The sequence below is a fragment of the Pantoea agglomerans genome (assembly GCF_021397715.1).
Taxonomy (GTDB): Bacteria; Pseudomonadota; Gammaproteobacteria; order Enterobacterales; family Enterobacteriaceae; genus Pantoea; species Pantoea astica.
On sequence record NZ_CP090209.1, the window covers coordinates 56,702 to 74,149 of the forward strand.

The following is a 17,448-nucleotide window of genomic DNA, read 5'->3' on the forward strand; positions in this document are numbered from 1 at the left end:
TCAGCCAGGCTACAGCTCTTCTCCGTTAGCAGTGACATCTTCCGCGACCTCTTTCCTTTGCTGGCCCTGATAACCGGGTGAACCGGCAGCCTCAGTTGATCGCAATCACACAATTTCGTTTAACAGCCGTTTAAAAACGATCGGGATCACTCTTTTTTGTTAAATAAATGCTAAATCCTGACGGGTGATTATTATCGTCTTTACAGACAGTGTTAATTAAAACAAGAGGTTAATCATTACCGCGCTAAGTATACCTTAAATTTTTGTCGCACTATTTCACCGTTTCATAACTTTAACGCCATGACGAGGGCCTTTAATTTGCTGACCATACTGGGTTTTTCCATGGTTGTTTGCTTCATGTATCTGATCATGACCAAACGCATGTCAGCCTTGATTGCGCTGATCCTGATCCCGACGCTGTTTGCCCTGATTGGCGGCTTTTATCAGGGCCTGGGCGCCATGATGCTGGACGGCGTTAAAACGCTGGCCCCGACCGGCGTCATGCTCACCTTCTCTATTCTCTATTTCGGACTGATGATTGATGCTGGCCTGTTCGATCCGCTGGTACGCTTTATCCTGAAAATCGTACGCGGCGATCCGCTCAAGGTGCTGGTCGGTACCGCCGTGCTGACCCTGCTGGTCTCACTGGATGGCGACAGTTCCACCACCTACATGATCGCTATCGCTGCCTTCTTACCGCTTTATCAGCGTCTTGGCATGAACGTGCTGGCCATGACCTGTCTGGTTAACCTGGCCAGCGGCATTATGAACCTTTCGCCGTGGGGCGGGCCGACGGCACGTGCGGCAGCAGCGCTGCGCATTGATGCGCTGGACATTTTCATTCCGATGCTGCCCGCCATGCTGATGGCCTGCATGAGCCTGGTGGGGATGGCGGTGCTGTTTGGCCTGCGTGAACGTAAGCGTTTGGGCGTGATGACTCTGAAGGATCATCACCTTGATAATATCGAACTGGGACTCGGTGATGCTGAAGAGTGCGCCGCCAATCGCCGTCCGAAAATGTTCTGGCCGAACTTCATTCTGACCACCTTACTGCTGGTGTTGCTGGTGATTGGGCTGATGCCGATTCAGATCCTGTTCATGCTGGCTTTTGCGGTTGCGGTGATGCTCAACTATCCGTCGCTGGAAGAGCAGAAAGCCCGCATTGGCGCCCATGCCGGTAACGTGCTGGCCGTGACCTCGCTGATTTTTGCTGCCGGCGTGTTCACCGGTATTCTCTCCGGAACCGGCATGGTCGATGCGATGGCGAAGAGCCTGCTGGCGGTGATCCCGCACAGCTTCGGGCCTTATCTGGCGGTGTTCACCGCGCTGGTCAGTTTGCCGTTCACCTTCTTTATGTCCAATGATGCGTTTTACTTCGGCATTCTGCCGGTTATCGCCCAGACCGCCGCCAGTTACGGTATCTCAGCCGAGGAGATCGCCCGCGCGTCGATTGTTGGTCAGCCGTTCCACCTGCTCAGTCCGCTGGTGCCGTCGGTTTATCTGCTGGTCGGGCTGGCAAAAGTCGATATCGGCGATCATCAGCGCTTTGCGATTAAGTGGGGGATTCTGATCAGTCTGGTGCTGATGGCTGGCGGTCTGCTCACCGGCGCATTCCCGCTGTTCCACCGTTAAATCGCTGCTTTCTGGCGGATAACCGGCAATTTTGCCCGGTTATCCGCTGCACCGCTCCGCCTACTGCGCTAACCCTTTCTACACTCTATAGCCAGAGTGACGCGCCACTCGCCAGGCTGGCAGCGACGCGTCCTATCCTGTGCAATAACCCTATGGAGGCCTGATGAAAATTCACCATCTCAACTGTGGCTGTATGTGTCCGCTGGGTGGCGCGCTCTATGACGGCTTCAGCAAAGGCCTGACCGCCCAGCTGGTGTGCCACTGTCTGCTGATTGAGACCGACCGCGACGGGCTGGTGCTGGTTGATACCGGGTTTGGCCGTCAGGATATGCGCGCGCCCGGCAGCCGCTTGTCCGGCTTTTTCCGCGCCTTAAACAACATTCAGCGCCGCGATGAGCTGACCGCGCTGGCCCAGATAACCGCGCTGGGTTTTCAGGCTGAGGATGTGCGTCACATCATTCTGACCCATCTCGATTTTGACCACGCGGGTGGCTTAACCGATTTCCCGCAGGCGCGCATTCATCTGCTAAAGCAGGAAGTTGATACTGCCCATCAGCGTCATAGCTGGCTGTCGCGTGAACGCTACCGTCCCGGACAATGGGGCGGCGTCAGCAACTGGCAGACCTATCAGCCGCAGGGAGAGAGGTGGTTTGGCTTTGAGGCGGTGCAGGGATTGCGTGATCTGCCGCCGGAGATTTTGCTGGTGCCGCTGGCGGGACACACGCCAGGTCATGCCGGTATCGCGATTCAGCAGCCCGATGGCTGGCTGCTGCACGGCGGTGATGCCTGGTTCTATCGCGGTGAGATGCGTCAGCCAGCGCGGCACTGTACGCCGGGGCTGCGCTTTTATCAGTGGATGATGGCGATGGATAATGCGGCACGGCGGCACAATCAGCAGCGACTGCGTGAGCTTTCCTGCCAGCATGGCGGCGAAATTACCTTTTTTTGCAGCCACGATGCGCGCGAACTGGACGCGTTGCGGGTTAACGCCCCGCTGCGCTGAGGATAAAAAAGGCCCGTATCGGCGGATACGGGCAGTATGACGAGCCGGGTAAAGCTGCGGCTTACGGCTTTTTAAATTTGTCTTCAACCTTCTCTTTGGCTTCAGCAATTTTATCGCCCGCTTTATCCATCACACCTTCGTGATGCGCCGGATCGCGGCCGGACAGCCCACCCGGCGTCACTGCCGGGCTGTCGTGATCGGTGCGGGCCTGCTGGGTGGCGTCGAGCAGCGGATCGGTCGCACTGCGGTTACTGGCGACGTTATCCGTGCTGGCACGGTCAATATCCACTTCCTGGCGACGTACCGAATCGTTGATGGTTTCAACCCGATCGCTCTGCTCTTTACGCAGTACCACTTCCTCAATGATTTGCGCCGTCTTGTTGACCACCGGTTGTTCGTGAGTCTCTTCAACCTCAATGGTTTTTTCCGACCAGTCGACCTGTTCCGGTGCGCCGGTTTCGCTCAGCGGACGGCGGAAAATCTCCGCATGCTGCTCACGCAACGACACATTTTCAGAGACCTGATCGGTGACCGTGTAGCGACGCACCCGGGTGGAGCCTTCGCTGACCAGTCGTTTACCGACTTCCAGCCGCTCTTCGGCCAGACGTAGCACATCCTCTTCACTTTCATCACCGGTCAGGGATGGACGCACGCTCGCGCTGTATGGCTGATTGCCGCTGAGATCGCTGCCCGACGCCGGTTGATTCAGTGATGCACCAGGCGCACTGCTCAGGCCATCATCGGCGGCATAGTCCTCTGGCAAGGCGGCGCTGCGTTCGGTCAGTTCTTCATGTGCATCGAGAATGCCCAGCGCCCGCGGCAGCTGATCTTCATCCGCGCGAAGCGTCAGCACCACACCGCCGGTCCGCATCGCGTCTTCATACACTTCAGCCTGATCCTCTTCCAGCGTATTGCCAAACAGACGCTGCCAGAAGCCCGGATGACGCGCTTCCTGCCCTTCAGTGCGCAGGCGTTCTCCGGAAAGGATATCAATATCATCGTCCAGGAAACCCGCTTTAATCAGGTTGCGTTTTGCGCCTTCTGCCAGTGTGACATTACTGAACATTGTTACGATTGTTTCACGCGCCATGGTTTTCTCCTCGGTGATGGATTCAGCCTGTTTTGGGTTCTGATGTCTGTCTATCTGAGCGTGCTGTTTTTTCAGGGTGACGACCTGTTCCAGCGGAACCTGGCTGATCACCTTGCGGATATGCAGCTCCTCTTTCAGCACCAGCCGGCGGATAATCTCAACTTCCTCTTCAACCACAGGAATAATGATCACGCCGTTTTCTTCGCGGATTTCCGGCATCGTCGTCAGCCGTTCCGATTTAGGGACTCGCTCTATTTCAGCGGTCTGCTGCCTGAGCATCAGGGCAATTTTTTCTTCATGCTCGATTACCCGCCGGGTAACCCTGACATGACCATCACTGACCTGTTGCTTCGAGACCTCAAGTTTCTCTTCCGCCAGCCTGAGTCGCTGATCGTTTTCCCCTGCCCCCGGTTTTTCAGGCGGTCGATTGTTCATGGTTAACCTGCCCGTCGTCCTGAGAACGTGTTGCTGGAATAAGCGCGCAGAGAAATAAGGGTTACTTTCCCTGAGCTGCAGCATAAGTGACTGCTTCATGGGAATTTAAAGCCTGGCACAAGCGAAGCTAAAAGATAGGAAATAGCGTAAAAAGATGGAAATATGAGGATAACGTGGCGCTAAAATACGGTAAGCGATACGGCAGATAAAAAATCGCCAGCGCAGCGGCTGGCAGTGAATATGACATTATTAACGGGATACCCCGGCTGCCAGGGCTGTGGCTCAAGCCGGTCGATGCTGTCCGGCGGCGGTCAGGAAAGGCTGTAATTCAGAGAGGAACGCGGACGGCACCTCTTCCTGCGGCGAATGACCACAGGGTAGCGCCCGTCCCTCCACATGGGTGGCTTTGTCAGCCCAGGTCTGCAGCACATCGTAAAGCTGGCCGACCGTACCCTGCTCGCCCCATAACAGCAGCAGCGGACAGCGTATCCGTTGCCCTTCGCTGGCAGCATCATCGTCTAAATCAATGGTCGCGCTGGCGCGATAATCCTCACACACCGCGTGTACCATCGCGGGATGCTGATAACAGCGCAGATAATCGTTCAGGATCGCTTCGGGCGTGGCATCGGCGACCTTGAGCTGCGCCCGGATATGCTGCCGCAGAAAGAATTCGGTGTTTGATCCGATCAGCGTTTCCGGTAACGGCGCAGGCTGGATCAGGAAAAACCACCAGAAATAACGGGTCGCGAACTCGCGGTCGGTGCGCTGGTACATGGTGGCTGTGGGGGCAATATCGATAAAGGTACAGGCGCTGACGCGATCCGGATAATCGAGCGCCAGCCGGTGCCCTACCCTGGCGCCACGGTCGTGTCCGACAAAGGCAAAATAGTGATGGCCCAGCGTGGTCATCAGCAGCGCGATATCCTGCGCCATCGCCCGTTTCGAATAGGGTCGGTGCTGCGCATCGCTGGCCGGTTTATCGCTGTCGCCATAGCCGCGCAGATCGGGCAGAACGACGGTGTAATGCTGTGCCAGCACCGGCGCGACCTTATGCCAGCAGAGGTGATTCTGCGGATGGCCGTGCAGCATCACCAGCACCGGCCCGCTGCCGCCCGTGGCGACCCGCAGCGTTATGCCATTATCCAGCGTGACATCCTGTAGCTGAAAACCGTCAATAAAAGGGGACTGGCCCCGATTGTTTACTGAACCCACCTTGACCTCGTCGTTTGAAAGAGCGTGTTCAGTGAGTGTAGACCGGGATCGGACGCCGCCGCTCAGGGTGCAATGCGCTGGCCACTGGCTAATGTGCCGTCTGTCGAATAGGTCAGCAGCGCCCGCTGATTGTTGTCCCGTTGTAGCTGAACCCAGTCCAGTTCGCTGACGCGCATCACCACCACGCCAAAATGCGGCCTGCCCGCTTCGTCAGTGGTGGCGGGCGGAGCTGCCTGCGGCTCACTCTCTGTCTCTTCGCCGGGCGGCCCGCCGCGGTAGGTTTTGCGGGTGTGCGCCGATAACCGCGACCACGCGGCAAGGGCGATATCGCTCTCCTGCGCATAGAGTTCAACCCGTCCCTGCAGGCGCAACTGCTGCCGGGTCTGCCGGGCATATCCCAGTACCGTTACCTGCGGATTCGCCATCATCTCCTGCCACTTAGGACTGCGTACGTCGGTATGAAAGGTCAGGGTCCGCATGACGCTATCGACCTGACGCAACACCAGCGTGCGCGCCTGCGGCCGACGGGCGGCATCAACGGTACAGAGGGTCAGATAGCGAAATTCCGCCTGGGGATCGCCAGCAGCCTCGCCCAGCGTGCGCCAGGCCGCAGCGTCAATCTGTTTCAGATCCATGCGTTTTGCTCTCTTAATCACAAGGGGGGCGGCTCAAGCGTAGCAAGGAAGCAGAGACCTGGCCTGACAGCCCCGCGATCTCAGTAAAAAAAAGCCCCCACCGGGCAGACCGGCGGGGGCGTGATGTCACAGATTAACCGGGATTACGGCAGCGCATAAGCGATCAGCGTATCGCCCATTTTGGTGCCAAACGAGCCGTGTCCGCCCGCCATAATCACCACGTATTGCTTACCGTTAACCGCATAGGTCATCGGCGTCGCCTGACCACCCGCCGGCAGTCGGGCCTGCCACAGCAGTTTACCGTCACGCACGCTGTAGGCGCGCAGATAGTTATCCAGCGTACCGGCAACAAAGAAGACATTGCCCGCAGTCGTTACCGGACCGCCTAGCATCGGCACGCCCATTTTAAACGGCAGCGGAACCGGCGCACTGTCGCGTACCGTACCAATGCGTTTCTTCCAGACAATCTGATGATTCTGCAGATTGATCGCCGAGACGAAGCCCCACGACGGCTGCAGGCACGGCAGACCCAACGGCGACAGGAACGGATTCAGCTCAACGCCATACGGCACGCCATACATATGCTGAACACCGGCTTCGGAACCGGAACCTGCCGCGCCCGCCGCGCCAGGCTCAATCGGATTGCCCGGTCCGCGCGGGACCAGGCGGGAGATAAATGGCATCGCCATCGGATTCGCAATTGCGATCTGACGGTCGGTATCAACCGCAATCCCGCCCCACTCGAACATGCCGAAATCACCCGGGAATACCAGCGTGCCCTGCTCTGAAGGCGGCGTAAACGGTCCTTCATATCGCAGGCGATGGAACATTACGCGGCACGCCAGCTGATCAAACATCGTTGCGCCCCACATATCCTTGCCCTGCAGGTTCTGCTTCGGCCGGAAAGTGAGTTGCGAGAAAGGCTGGGTCGGGTTGAGATGATCGCCTTTCGCCGGTCCCTGCGGTACCGGGGTTTCTGGTGCAGGCACCACCGGCTGACCGGTTTCACGATTCAGAACAAAAATGTTACCGGTTTTAGCCGGAACATAGACCACCGGAACGCGCTTGCCACTGTTATCCGTGATGTCCGCCAGGGTCGGCTGGGATGGCAAATCCATGTCCCACAGATCGTGATGCACGGTCTGATAGAACCAGGCGAGCTTACCGGTGGAGGCGTGCAGCGCCAGCAGTCCGCTGGCATAACGCTCCTGCTCCGGGGTGCGATGACCGCCCCAGATATCCGGCGTCGAGACGCCCATCGGCAGATAGATGATGTCACGCTGAGCGTCATACGCTGCCGGTGCCCAGGAGTTAGGTGAGTTGGCGCTGAAGGTTTCCCCTTCTGCCGGCAGCGCATTGGGATCTTTCGCGCCCGGGTCAAACGCCCACACCAGCTTACCGCTGTCGATATCGAAACCGCGGATCACGCCAGACGGCTCGCGGGTTGACAGATTATCGGTGACCGAGCCCGCCACAATCACCACTTTGTCGGTGACAATCGGCGGTGACGTCGGCTCATAACCGCCCGGATAGGCATTGGGCTGCTGATGTTGCAGATTCAGTTCGCCGTGGCTGGCAAAGTTCTCGCAACGCTCACCCGAGGCGGCATCCAGTGCAATCAGACGGCCATCATCCACCGGCAGGAAGATACGACGCGCGCAGTGAGCCGGCTGTGAGCCGCTGTTCTGCTGTGCCGCCGGCATTTCGTGGTAGGACACGCCACGACAGGTGATGTGCTGGAATGACGGATCGGATTTAAGCTTCGGATCAAAGCGCCATTTCTCTTTGCCGCTCACCGCGTCCAGCGCCAGCAGAATCTGGTGTGGCGTGCAGAGATAAAGCATGTTGCCCGCCTTCAGCGGCGTCACTTCATTGGTAATTTCACCCGGATCGTTAGCGGTTTTGACATCGCCGGTGTGATATTGCCAGGCCACCTGCAGGTTCTGCACGTTATGCTCATTGATCTGCTTCAGCGGCGAGTAACGCACACCTTCCTGCGTGCGGCCATAGGCGGTCCAGTCTTCCGCCGGCACCGATGAGGCGGCGGGTGCGCGATCGGTCAGCGGTAATTCACCGTTTATCTCCTGCGGATCGTGCAATGACGATCCTGCCAGCAGCGCCCCGTTAGCCAGTAAGGCAATCAGCATCGCCGCCAATGGTTTTTTGTCTGCCAGGCCAAACTGGCGGTAGCTGAAAGGCAAAATGAGCCAGATCCCCAGCAGCACCCAGACGTCGAGTCGCGGAACCAGCGTCCAGTAGTCGCTGCCCGCTTCCTGCCACGCCCACAGCGCACTGGCGATCAGAATCGCGGCATAGAGATAGAGCGCGCTGCGTTTTCTGCGCCACAACAGCAGGCTAAAGCCTGCCATCGCCAGGCCGCTGATCAGGTAATACGCGCTACCGCCCAGCGATAGCAACCAGACGCCACCGATCAGCAGCCAGGCAGAGCAGGCGACTGAAAACAGCAGCGTTAACAAATTGAGTGTTCGGGATACCCGTGACATGTCATTAACCTTGGTGAAAAAGAGGAAATGTAAAGAAACTTCAGCGCTAGTGTAAACGCTATCACATGTCATTTACATTGTATTTTCGTGGCAGAGTGTAAAAAAACTCCTGATTAAAGTTTATTATCAGTGACTTAACTTTATATTCAGCCAACTGAAAAAGTTTAAACGCTGATTTCTTAAACGGATAACGCCTGAAAGCCGTCAACAATGGAAACGATACCACTGCGTGATATCCTGACAGCGCATCAGCCTGGCGAGTTTGACTCCCGCTTATCCGGCGGCTGTGTTAGCTTTCTGGCAGGCACCTTCGCCCTGATATCAGCCTGCAAGGAGTGGCACGATGCAACCTGATGAGATCACGTCCGCCCGGCTGAATTACCGGCCGTTGAATCGGCAGGACTGGCCGTTCTATCTGGCGGTCAGTCAGGATGAATCCGTAATGAGATACATCTCCGACCCGCGTTCTGCTGAAGAGATCAGAACCCATTCGTTTGACGTTCGCTTACCCGCCTGGCATAAAGGCTGTGACCACTGGCTTTGCCTGGTGATGGAGGAAAAAACCTCCGGTTTGCCGACTGGATTCAGCGGATTTATCGATCGGGGAAACGGCATTGCGGAGTTTGGTTTTATTCTCGCCGCTGACTTTCACGGCAAAGGGTAAGGTCGTGAATCGCTGGACGCGGTAATGCGGTATTGCTTTGATCAGCAGGGTTACCGCAAGCTGGTGGCAACCGTCACCGCAGGCAATATCGCCTCACGGAAGGCGCTCATCCAGGCCGGCTTCGAGCAGGAAGGAACCTTACGACAGAACTTTTTTCTGGCTGGTAAATGGCAGGATGACTGGCTGTTTGGCCTGCTGAAAGAGGAGTACCAGACCCGACGCTGAGCCGTTCGCTCTCCGCTGTGCCGGACCTGATGCAGGCAATAAGGTGGGATTCGTATGCTGGATTATATGGTGTCGCGCTACCAGAGCCTGCCGGTTTCACCGCACCGGCTCAGGGGCTGGCTGATTGAGTGGCTGACGCAGCAGCAGGCATGGTGCCGTGATGCCCGTTTCTCTGCCGCCTTTCCCTGGCGTGAAACCGGACTGCCACAGCGCTATTTCCTGCAACGTGAACTCCATATTGACGGTCAGCGTTATCTCACCGGACCGCGCTATCTCGGCGGCGATCCGGACCAGCCGTTTATCGATATCGTCGCGCTGGACGGGCCGATAAATCATCAAATTGCCTGCGCCATCATGCAGGCCTGGCAGCCGCTGCACCCGCATTATCTTCGGGTTTTACTGCCCGCCGACCACCTCACGATTGGTATACCCGATCAGCTGATTTTCCTGAGTCATCCGGATTCGCTTTCGGGTATCACCCGACCTGATGTTTCGCTGCTGCCTGCCACGCGGAAGGATTATCCGCGCTGCCTCACCATGATTAATCGTGCCTATCGCGCCAGCTGGCGCGCCCTGCCCGCTATCAGACATCAGTTGCTGGCCACGGATAAGCGGGAACTGGCTGAGGATATTGCTCAGGGCAACGTCTTTCTGATTATCTACCGGGGCGTGCAGGTGGGGCTGATTATTTGCGCGAAGCGCCGCGTGGGTTTTATTGAGGGGTTTCAGATTCTGGATGAAGTTATTTCGCCAGCCTATCGCGGCCAGGGGCTGGCAGCCCATGCTCAGCAGCTGTTGCTGCGCCAGCTTTATCACCGCTACGGCGACACCGCGCTGCTGTCAGGTGCGATACTGCCTGGCAATGCGCCGTCACTGAGAAGTGCGGAAAAAGCACAGCGACGCTGCGTGCTGAAATATCACTTTTTCACACCTGACGATTTACAAGCGGGCCAGCAGATCCTGTCTGACGAGGACGGAAAGTAGCGAATTACCACAATGCCAGCTCGATTAATTTATCCTGAACGCTGTAGACCCGCTGTTTCAGGCTCAGACTCTCTTCTGCGCTGATGCGCTTTGCGTCGAATGCGCGATTAATTTTTTCCAGCGCTATTTTGGTTTTGCCTTTCAGGCCTTTGTGCCAGTTTACTGTCGGGCAGCTTGCCACCTGACTCTCTAAACTCAGCACCAACTCAACCACACTTTTACCACCGGTAGAAGTTTCAGATGCAGACATATCCACCTCTATTTGCTGCTAAAACAGATGCCTATTTGCAGCGGGCATTATACATAATCCTGCTCGCCGGAAGGGGGTTTTCCTGCGCGACTGATCGCGGTGTCTGGCGCAGAAAATGCGTCAGTGAGGGCAGCACCGCAGCGCCACGGCTTCGCTCGCAAAATTTCACAGGCTGTTCTTAACTCATTTCAGTGATTTCCGTTCGAATGAGCCTGCTATCGGAGGACCCTTTGGCCAAAAAATCTCAAACAACCCCCAGCGACAATGCGCTGACGCTGCGGCGCTGGATCACCGTAGGGCGACCCGCGACCGAACTTTTTGCCCTGTGGCTTGAGCCTGACACCCTGCCGCGCATCATGAGCCACTTTGCCAGGGTTACCCCGGTGAATAAAAGCGACGCGCACTGGCAGATTGACGGCCCACTGGGCAAACACTATGCGTGGGAAAGCCGGATTGTCGAAGCCCAGCCAGGTGAAATCATCGCCTGGCGTTCGCTGGAGGGCGCTGATATTCCTAACGAGGGCGAACTGCTGCTGCGCCCGGCACCCGGTGAATGGGGAACAGAACTGGCGCTGACGCTGCGTTTTATTCCACCCGGTGGCGCGCTGGGTAAAAAAGTAACCAAAGTTTTTGACCTGTTGCCCAAAGAAGTGGCCAGCAAAGCGCTGCATCGCTTCAAATGCCTGGCCGAAACCGGAGAAATTCCGACGCTGGAAGGCCAGCCTGCGGGTCGCCACGCCGAACGTCAGGATAAGGAGGAATAAATGCGCGCACTATGCTGGAATGGCGTCAACGATTTAAGCGTCGAAACCGTGGCCGATCCCGGCCTGCTAAACCCTCATGATGCGATTGTTCGTGTCAGACTGACCACCACCTGCGGCTCCGATCTGCACGTCATTGACGGACTGATACCGAGTATGCGCGAAGGCGACATCCTCGGTCATGAGTTCATGGGTGAAGTGGTTGAAGTCGGCAGCGCGGTAAAAAATATTCGCCGTGGCGATCGCGTGGTGGTGCCCTCATTCATCTCCTGTGGTTCCTGCTGGTATTGCCAGCATCAGTTGCCATCCTGCTGTGACAACACCAATCCGCAGTGGGAGAAAGGTGAAACCGTGCTCGGTCATGCTACCGGCGGCATCTACGCTTACAGCCACGCGTTTGGCGGCTACGCCGGATCTCATGCTGAATATGTCCGCGTGCCGTTTGCCGATAATGACTGCTTCGTCATACCCGAAGGTGTAACCGATGAGCAGGCGCTGTTTCTGTCCGATGCTGCCCCGACCGGGTATATGGGCGCTGATTTCTGTAATATCCATCCGGGTGACACGGTGGTGGTCTGGGGCTGTGGCGGCGTCGGTCTGATGGCGCAACAAAGTGCGTGGCTGATGGGCGCTCATCAGGTGATTGGGATCGATCGTTATCCGGAGCGACTGGCGATGGCGCGCGATTACGCAGGCAGCATAACGTTGGATTACACTCAGGTGGACATCAACGAAGCGCTGCTGGAACTCACCGGTGGACGGGGTCCGGACAGCTGTATTGATGCTGTCGGCATGGAAGCGCGCGGCGAAGGATTAAGCCAGGTTTACGATAAAACCAAACAGATGCTGCATCTCGAAACCGATGTCGGCGCGGCGCTGCGTCAGGCGTTGTATGCCTGCCGTAAGGGCGGCAACATTGCCATTCTCGGCGTGTATGGCGTAATGGATAAATTTCCGCTAGGGCTGATGATCAACAAGAGCCTGACCATCCGCACGGCTCAGCAGCATGGTCAGCGCTATATGCATCGTCTGCTGGAGCATGTGGCAAAGAATGAACTGAACCCGGCCTTTATGGCCACGCATCGCTTCCCGCTGGAAGAGGCACCGCGGGGTTATGAGATGTTCAAACATAAAGAAGAGGGTTGCGTCCGCGCGGTCTTCGTTCCCTGACAGGTTGCGCCGCCTGGACTGGCGGCGCAGTCTTCATCCTCAGCACATCGCGGGCAGTCTGAGGCTACCGGGTCCGACCCGGATGGCAACATCAGGTTGTGCAATCACCGGACATGATCCCGGCCTGACTCCAGGATGCCGTCGCGCCAGAACAACACCTTCTCCCTCTCCTCTCCACCTTCGTCGGGTCAACTCATGAGCGGCCATGTGGCAGGCTGATAAAATGATCCGGTCGCCGCGGAGTCAACCTGTCAGCCTGACACAGCAACATGAAGGTTGTGTGACCGGAAAAACGCCAAAAACCCATCAGAATGAATCACCTGGCAGCACAGCACTGACATCGCTTGCAATTCATACTTTGAAAACAAAATAATTACTTCTGGCGAAATTTTCATGCCTAAATTAGTGCCACTTTTCCTTAACGGAGCGGGTAAATGACGCACTTTACGACGATTCTTTTTTCCTCACTGTTTGTCTGCAGTAACGTCTTTGCGGGATCGGTCTCTTCTGTCGCGCTCGGGACGCTCTCCACTGCGCTAAATGAACGTATGCAGGTGATGAAAGAGGTGGCTGGCTATAAGGCACAGCATCATCTGCCGATCGAGGATCTGCCGCGGGAAGAGCAGGTGATGCAAAGCATGCTCGATCATGCCCGGCAAGCCGGTCTGGAACCCCGCTCCGTCGAGCCGTTCGTCCATGCTCTGATGAATGCCAGCAAAGCAATTCAGTACCGTTATCGGGCTGACTGGCTATCAGTACCCGATAACGGTGTGCCCGCCAGGGATCTGGCTGATACCCGGCAACAGATACAACGGCTGGATACCCAACTGCTGAACGCTATCAGTCAGCAGCTGAAGGCCGGCGGCTTTCCACATGCCGAACGGGCCTGGCTGGCCTCGCAACTCACAGCGCCTAACCTGAGCGAAGCCGATAAAAATAGCCTGCTGGCATCCCTTTCCGGCATCGAGCGCAGCCATTAATGTCATGCTGAAGTAAGCTGGCGGATGCGGCTCGTCGGTTCTCATATCCGGCGGCAGTTAACAGCGCAGGCGAAGCGTCGCTGGCAGAACCAGCTGGCTGCTGGCCGGATCGTCACCGCGAATCAGGGTGGTCAGGATCGAAAAACAGGCCTGCGCCAGCTGCGGCACGTTTTGCTCGACCGTGTCGATAGGGATGGAGAGGGAATCATAGAGATAGTGGTCATCAAAACTGGCAATGCGGATCTCGCTGGTCAGCAAGCGGTGCTCACTCATATAGCGCAGGACGCCCTCAAGCAGGCCGCAGGCGGCGGTAAAAAGCGCTTTCGGTGGTCTTCCCAGCCGCTCGCACAACGCGGCAAACATCTCATAGCCGCTGCCTGGATGATAGTTACCCTGAATAATCCACTCCGGACGCGGCGTGACACCGGCGCGCGACAGTCCCTGCCTGAACCCCGTCAGGCGGTCCCGGGTCGGTGACAGATCGGGCTGTCCGCCAAGAAAGTAGATCTCATCCGGACTGGCGTGCGCCAGCCTTTCAACCAGATCGGCGGTGGGCGTGATGGCGTCGGTGATCACCCAGGGCAGGCCGGTGTCGCTGATATGGCGGTCAAACAGCAACACCGGCAATTGCTCGCTGAGCGCAACGTAATCACTGTCACTTAACATGCTGGATGCGACGATGAGCCCATCCACCTGACGCGAGACCAGGTTATTCACCACCGCCCTCTCCTGCACGGCGTTTTCATCGGTGCAGGCGATCAGCAGCTGGAGACCCGCGGCGCGGCACAGATTCTCCAGCGCGTGCGAAAAGGCGGCAAAGCCGTGGTTGGTGATTTCCGGTACCACCAGCCCCAGCGTATGGCTGCGGGCATCGTGCAGCATCCGTGCATGGATACTCGGCTGATAGTGATGCTGCCTGGCCAGCGCCAGCACCCGTTCACGCGTCTCCTTCGCGACCCGCAGTTCTTCCCCGCGGCCGTTGAGCACCAGGCTGGCGGTGGCTTTACTCACCCCCGCCAGCGCGGCAATGTCACTGATGGTAACGCGTTTTGTTTTTCTCACGGCAAGGCATCGTCTAAGGAAACAAGCGCTTATTCTACCATGCAGCGACGTAACGACCAGTAGTGTGCCTGCAGTTCTGCGCGGCCACGCAGGGTTAACGTCGCCGGCTGGGTCGGAAAATAACGGCTGCTCATCACCCCTTCCCCATCATTGATGAAAATCTCAACGCTGGAGTGGTCACACAGGATCTGTAACCGGCTGGCTGTACCCGTCCAGTAGCGGTAGTGCCATTCCCCCGTGACCAGACTGCGCCGGGCCAGGCGTAGCTCATGCTGCTGCCACGTCAGGATCAGCGTATCGGCAAAATTGAGTTCAATGTCGCCCTCACTTTCCAGTCGCAGTTCCAGCCGCTGCGCTGCGATCGGCGGCGCCTCATCGGCGCGGCCCTGATAAACCTGCCCGTCCTTACGCAGCGCCTGCAGTTCGGCGATCGGTTGCTGACAGAGCCGGCCATTCCGGCTACTCAGTTCACGCAGGCAGGTCATCTGGTGGATCCAGTGATGCGCAATGGTGGGTTGTGCCATCTCTTCCCCGTCGGGCGTGCCCATCCAGCCCACCAGCAATCGGCGGCCATCAGCGCTCAGCGTGGTCTGTGGCGCGTAAAATTCGAAACCGGCATCCATTTCGTGCAGCGGGCCGTGGCGATAGGCCGGCGTCTCTTCATCGAGCGTACCGCTCAGCCAGGCACTGGGGTGACTGTTCAGAAAACGTTTTTCCTCGCGCGCCACGCCTTGCGGACAGCAGATCAGGTAGGTGGTGTTACCGAGGGTAAACATGTCCGGGCATTCCCACATGTAGCCCGCTTCCCCGAGGCCACCCAGCCCGCTGCCCGCTATCTCGCCGAGGAGATGCCACTGCCGCAGATTATCCGCCCGCAGCAGCAGCACTTTGCCCTGCAGTTGCCGATCCTGAGCACCCAATACCATGTACCAGTGGTTGCCCTGTCGCCAGACTTTGGGATCGCGGACATGTCCGGTGTAGCCCTCCGGCAATGCCATAACCGGCCCGAGCTTATCAAACCCGCCAGCGCTGTTTTGCTGTGCCAGACACTGCCACGCCGTGCGCCCGCCGTCGTCAAATTTCACGTTGCCGGTGTAGAGTAGCGTCAGTACGCCATCGTCATCGACCGCACTGCCCGAGTAACAGCCACTGCGGTCATATTCTTCATCGGGCATCAGCGCAATCGGCTGATGCTGCCAGTGCAGCAGATCGGCAGAGCGCCAGTGTCCCCAGCATTTATGTCTATGCTCGCACCCCAGCGCATTCCACTGATAAAACAGATGATAGTGACCATCAAAATGGATAAATCCATTGGGATCATTAAGCAGTCCGGTAACCGGTGCCAGATGCCAGCCGGGATAATAGCTGTCGCCAAGTGCAGCAGGCATCTTCTGCATTACCGATTGCAGAATCGCCGGCAAAAGTGTCGATGAGGCCATCATTCAGAATCCGTTTTGTACTTGAGCAGATAAGCGATTACGAACGCCGTGGTGAATGCGATCGCCATACCGATGCCGTAGTTGAGCAGTGAGCCAGCTTTGACGATAGCCATGCCGGGCAGACCCGTCAGCCCGACGGCCGTCATAGAGACATGCACTGAAACCACCCAGGCTCCCCCCAGCGCGCCGCCGATCAAACCGGCAATAAAGGGTTTCATGAAGCGCAGGTTAATACCAAAGATTGCCGCTTCCGTGATCCCCAGCAGCGCCGAGAAGGCGGAAGGCAACGTAATGGCTTTTATCTTCGCATCTTTGGTTTTGAACCAGACCGCCAGACAGGCGCCACCCTGCGCAACGTTCGCCATCGCCCAGATTGGCAGCAGGAAGTTAACGCCAATAGCGGGATTTCCCAGCAGTCCTGCTTCAATCGCGTGGAAACTGTGGTGTACCCCGGTAATCACAATCACCGAATAGAGCCCGCCAAACACCAGCCCCGCCAGCCAGCCCGCGTGGGCGATCAGGGTACTGAGCACAAAGGAGATGCCGTCACCCAGCATACGCCCGGCGGGTCCGATAATCAGCAGCGCGATAAAGCCAGAGATAATGACGGTCAGGAACGGCGTCAGGATCAAATCCAGCGCATCGGGAATAATCCGGCGCAGCTGCTTTTCGAGCACGCTCATAAACCACACCGCCAGCAGCACCGGAAACACCGTGCCCTGGTAGCCAATCATCGCCACTTCGATGCCGAAAAAGTTCATGGTATGGAAGCCCGCCGCCACGCCCCAGGCGTTGGTCAGCGCCGGGTGAGTCAGAATGCCGCCAAGTGTCGCGCCAAGAAACGGGTTGCCGCCAAACTCGCGGGCGGCGGTAAAACCAATCAGGATCGGCAGGATAATAAAGGCGGCTGAACTGCACATATCCAGCATGATGTAGAGTGCGTTATCGGGATTGACCCAGCCGTAAGTTTTGACCATGCCGAGCAGCCCCATCAGCAGGCCGGACGCCACAATTGCCGGGATAATCGGCACAAAGATATTCGATAACAGACGGGCGATACGCTGGAACGGGTTCAGCTTGCGCGCAGCGATATCCGCCGCTTCAGACTTGCTTGATTCGCTGATCCCCGCCTCGCTGATAAACGCGGCATAGACCTTGTTGACCACGCCGGTGCCAAAAATAACCTGCAACTGCCCGGCATTGCGGAAGCAGCCTTTCACGCCCTCGATGCGGCCAATCGCCGCGGTGTCTGCTTTACTGTCGTCCGCCAGTACCAGCCGCAGGCGCGTAGCGCAGTGTGCGGCACTGGCGATATTCTCCCTGCCGCCCAGCAAAGGCAGTAGCGCGCGGGAAATTTTTGCATAATCCATATTAACCTCTGTCTTCTGGTGTTGTTCTTATC

Annotated in this window: 14 protein-coding genes and 1 pseudogene; 7 read left to right on the plus strand and 8 right to left on the minus strand. The window is 57.5% G+C overall.

Annotated elements, in window-relative coordinates:
* Positions 1-318 precede the first annotated feature (318 nt).
* Positions 319-1,632, plus strand: coding sequence for a CitMHS family transporter (locus tag LZU96_RS22615; protein ID WP_233988853.1), 1,314 nt, complete (start codon positions 319-321; stop codon positions 1,630-1,632).
* A 163-nt stretch (positions 1,633-1,795) separates the two neighbouring features.
* Positions 1,796-2,635 (plus strand): MBL fold metallo-hydrolase, encoded by an 840-nt coding sequence (locus tag LZU96_RS22620; RefSeq protein WP_233988854.1) that lies wholly within the window; start codon positions 1,796-1,798, stop codon positions 2,633-2,635.
* Positions 2,636-2,696: 61 nt separating this feature from the next.
* Here the strand turns inward: LZU96_RS22620 and LZU96_RS22625 are convergent, their stop codons facing one another.
* From LZU96_RS22625 to LZU96_RS22640, 4 genes are all read right to left on the minus strand, one after another.
* Positions 2,697-4,160 carry a YsnF/AvaK domain-containing protein gene (locus LZU96_RS22625; RefSeq protein WP_233988855.1) on the minus strand — a complete coding sequence of 488 codons (1,464 nt, stop codon included), beginning with the start codon at positions 4,158-4,160 and terminating at the stop codon, positions 2,697-2,699.
* A 282-nt stretch (positions 4,161-4,442) separates the two neighbouring features.
* Complete coding sequence (locus tag LZU96_RS22630) at positions 4,443-5,372, minus strand: alpha/beta fold hydrolase (RefSeq protein ID WP_233988856.1); 930 nt, start codon at positions 5,370-5,372, stop codon at positions 4,443-4,445.
* A 62-nt stretch (positions 5,373-5,434) separates the two neighbouring features.
* Positions 5,435-6,007, minus strand: coding sequence for a pyridoxamine 5'-phosphate oxidase family protein (locus LZU96_RS22635; RefSeq protein WP_233988857.1), 573 nt, complete (start codon positions 6,005-6,007; stop codon positions 5,435-5,437).
* 143 nt (positions 6,008-6,150) lie between these two features.
* Positions 6,151-8,511: a glucose/quinate/shikimate family membrane-bound PQQ-dependent dehydrogenase gene (locus tag LZU96_RS22640; protein WP_233988858.1), complete on the minus strand. Its 2,361-nt coding sequence runs from the start codon at positions 8,509-8,511 to the stop codon at positions 6,151-6,153.
* Between the two features lie 343 nt (positions 8,512-8,854).
* Here LZU96_RS22640 and LZU96_RS22645 point away from each other — a divergent pair.
* Both LZU96_RS22645 and LZU96_RS22650 read left to right on the plus strand, forming a co-directional pair.
* Positions 8,855-9,400 (plus strand): annotated as a pseudogene (locus LZU96_RS22645) (GNAT family N-acetyltransferase).
* A gap of 54 nt (positions 9,401-9,454) precedes the next feature.
* Positions 9,455-10,384, plus strand: a complete 930-nt coding sequence (locus LZU96_RS22650) for a GNAT family N-acetyltransferase (RefSeq protein WP_233988859.1) — start codon at positions 9,455-9,457, stop codon at positions 10,382-10,384.
* 4 nt (positions 10,385-10,388) lie between these two features.
* On the opposite strand, the gene LZU96_RS22655 is transcribed toward LZU96_RS22650, so the two are convergent.
* Positions 10,389-10,634 carry a hypothetical protein gene (locus LZU96_RS22655; protein ID WP_233988860.1) on the minus strand — a complete coding sequence of 82 codons (246 nt, stop codon included), beginning with the start codon at positions 10,632-10,634 and terminating at the stop codon, positions 10,389-10,391.
* Between the two features lie 230 nt (positions 10,635-10,864).
* Between LZU96_RS22655 and LZU96_RS22660 the strand changes: the two genes are divergently transcribed.
* The 3 genes from LZU96_RS22660 (at position 10,865) to LZU96_RS22670 (ending at position 13,545) form a co-directional block, all read left to right on the plus strand.
* Positions 10,865-11,398, plus strand: a complete 534-nt coding sequence (locus LZU96_RS22660) for an SRPBCC family protein (protein WP_233988861.1) — start codon at positions 10,865-10,867, stop codon at positions 11,396-11,398.
* Positions 11,399-12,565, plus strand: a complete 1,167-nt coding sequence (locus LZU96_RS22665; protein WP_233988862.1) for a zinc-dependent alcohol dehydrogenase — start codon at positions 11,399-11,401, stop codon at positions 12,563-12,565. It abuts the gene before it with no gap.
* 434 nt (positions 12,566-12,999) lie between these two features.
* Entirely contained in the window at positions 13,000-13,545 is a 546-nt protein-coding gene (locus LZU96_RS22670; RefSeq protein WP_233988863.1) for a chorismate mutase, read from the plus strand.
* A gap of 57 nt (positions 13,546-13,602) precedes the next feature.
* Here LZU96_RS22670 and LZU96_RS22675 read toward each other — a convergent pair whose 3' ends face one another.
* Genes LZU96_RS22675 through LZU96_RS22685 form a run of 3 tightly spaced genes read right to left on the minus strand, consistent with a single transcriptional unit; the run spans position 13,603 to position 17,416 of the window.
* Positions 13,603-14,607, minus strand: a complete 1,005-nt coding sequence (locus tag LZU96_RS22675; protein WP_233988864.1) for a substrate-binding domain-containing protein — start codon at positions 14,605-14,607, stop codon at positions 13,603-13,605.
* 29 nt (positions 14,608-14,636) lie between these two features.
* Entirely contained in the window at positions 14,637-16,046 is a 1,410-nt protein-coding gene (locus LZU96_RS22680; RefSeq protein WP_233988926.1) for a sucrose-6-phosphate hydrolase, read from the minus strand.
* The gene (locus LZU96_RS22685) at positions 16,046-17,416 is read right to left on the minus strand and encodes a sucrose-specific PTS transporter subunit IIBC (RefSeq protein WP_233988865.1); all 1,371 of its coding nucleotides are present in this window, start codon (positions 17,414-17,416) and stop codon (positions 16,046-16,048) included. Before LZU96_RS22685 ends, LZU96_RS22680 begins: the two co-directional genes overlap by 1 nt.
* Positions 17,417-17,448 lie beyond the last annotated feature (32 nt).

Bases quoted from the DNA above. Each gene is read 5' to 3' on its own strand.
- LZU96_RS22620 (WP_233988854.1), top strand. From the start codon at position 1,796: ATGAAAATTCACCATCTCAACTGTGGCTGTATGTGTCCGCTGGGTGGC.
- LZU96_RS22625 (WP_233988855.1), bottom strand. From the start codon at position 4,160: ATGAACAATCGACCGCCTGAAAAACCGGGGGCAGGGGAAAACGATCAG.
- LZU96_RS22635 (WP_233988857.1), bottom strand. From the start codon at position 6,007: ATGGATCTGAAACAGATTGACGCTGCGGCCTGGCGCACGCTGGGCGAG.
- LZU96_RS22640 (WP_233988858.1), bottom strand. From the start codon at position 8,511: ATGTCACGGGTATCCCGAACACTCAATTTGTTAACGCTGCTGTTTTCA.
- LZU96_RS22650 (WP_233988859.1), top strand. From the start codon at position 9,455: ATGCTGGATTATATGGTGTCGCGCTACCAGAGCCTGCCGGTTTCACCG.
- LZU96_RS22655 (WP_233988860.1), bottom strand. From the start codon at position 10,634: ATGTCTGCATCTGAAACTTCTACCGGTGGTAAAAGTGTGGTTGAGTTG.
- LZU96_RS22665 (WP_233988862.1), top strand. From the start codon at position 11,399: ATGCGCGCACTATGCTGGAATGGCGTCAACGATTTAAGCGTCGAAACC.
- LZU96_RS22670 (WP_233988863.1), top strand. From the start codon at position 13,000: ATGACGCACTTTACGACGATTCTTTTTTCCTCACTGTTTGTCTGCAGT.
- LZU96_RS22680 (WP_233988926.1), bottom strand. From the start codon at position 16,046: ATGGCCTCATCGACACTTTTGCCGGCGATTCTGCAATCGGTAATGCAG.
- LZU96_RS22685 (WP_233988865.1), bottom strand. From the start codon at position 17,416: ATGGATTATGCAAAAATTTCCCGCGCGCTACTGCCTTTGCTGGGCGGC.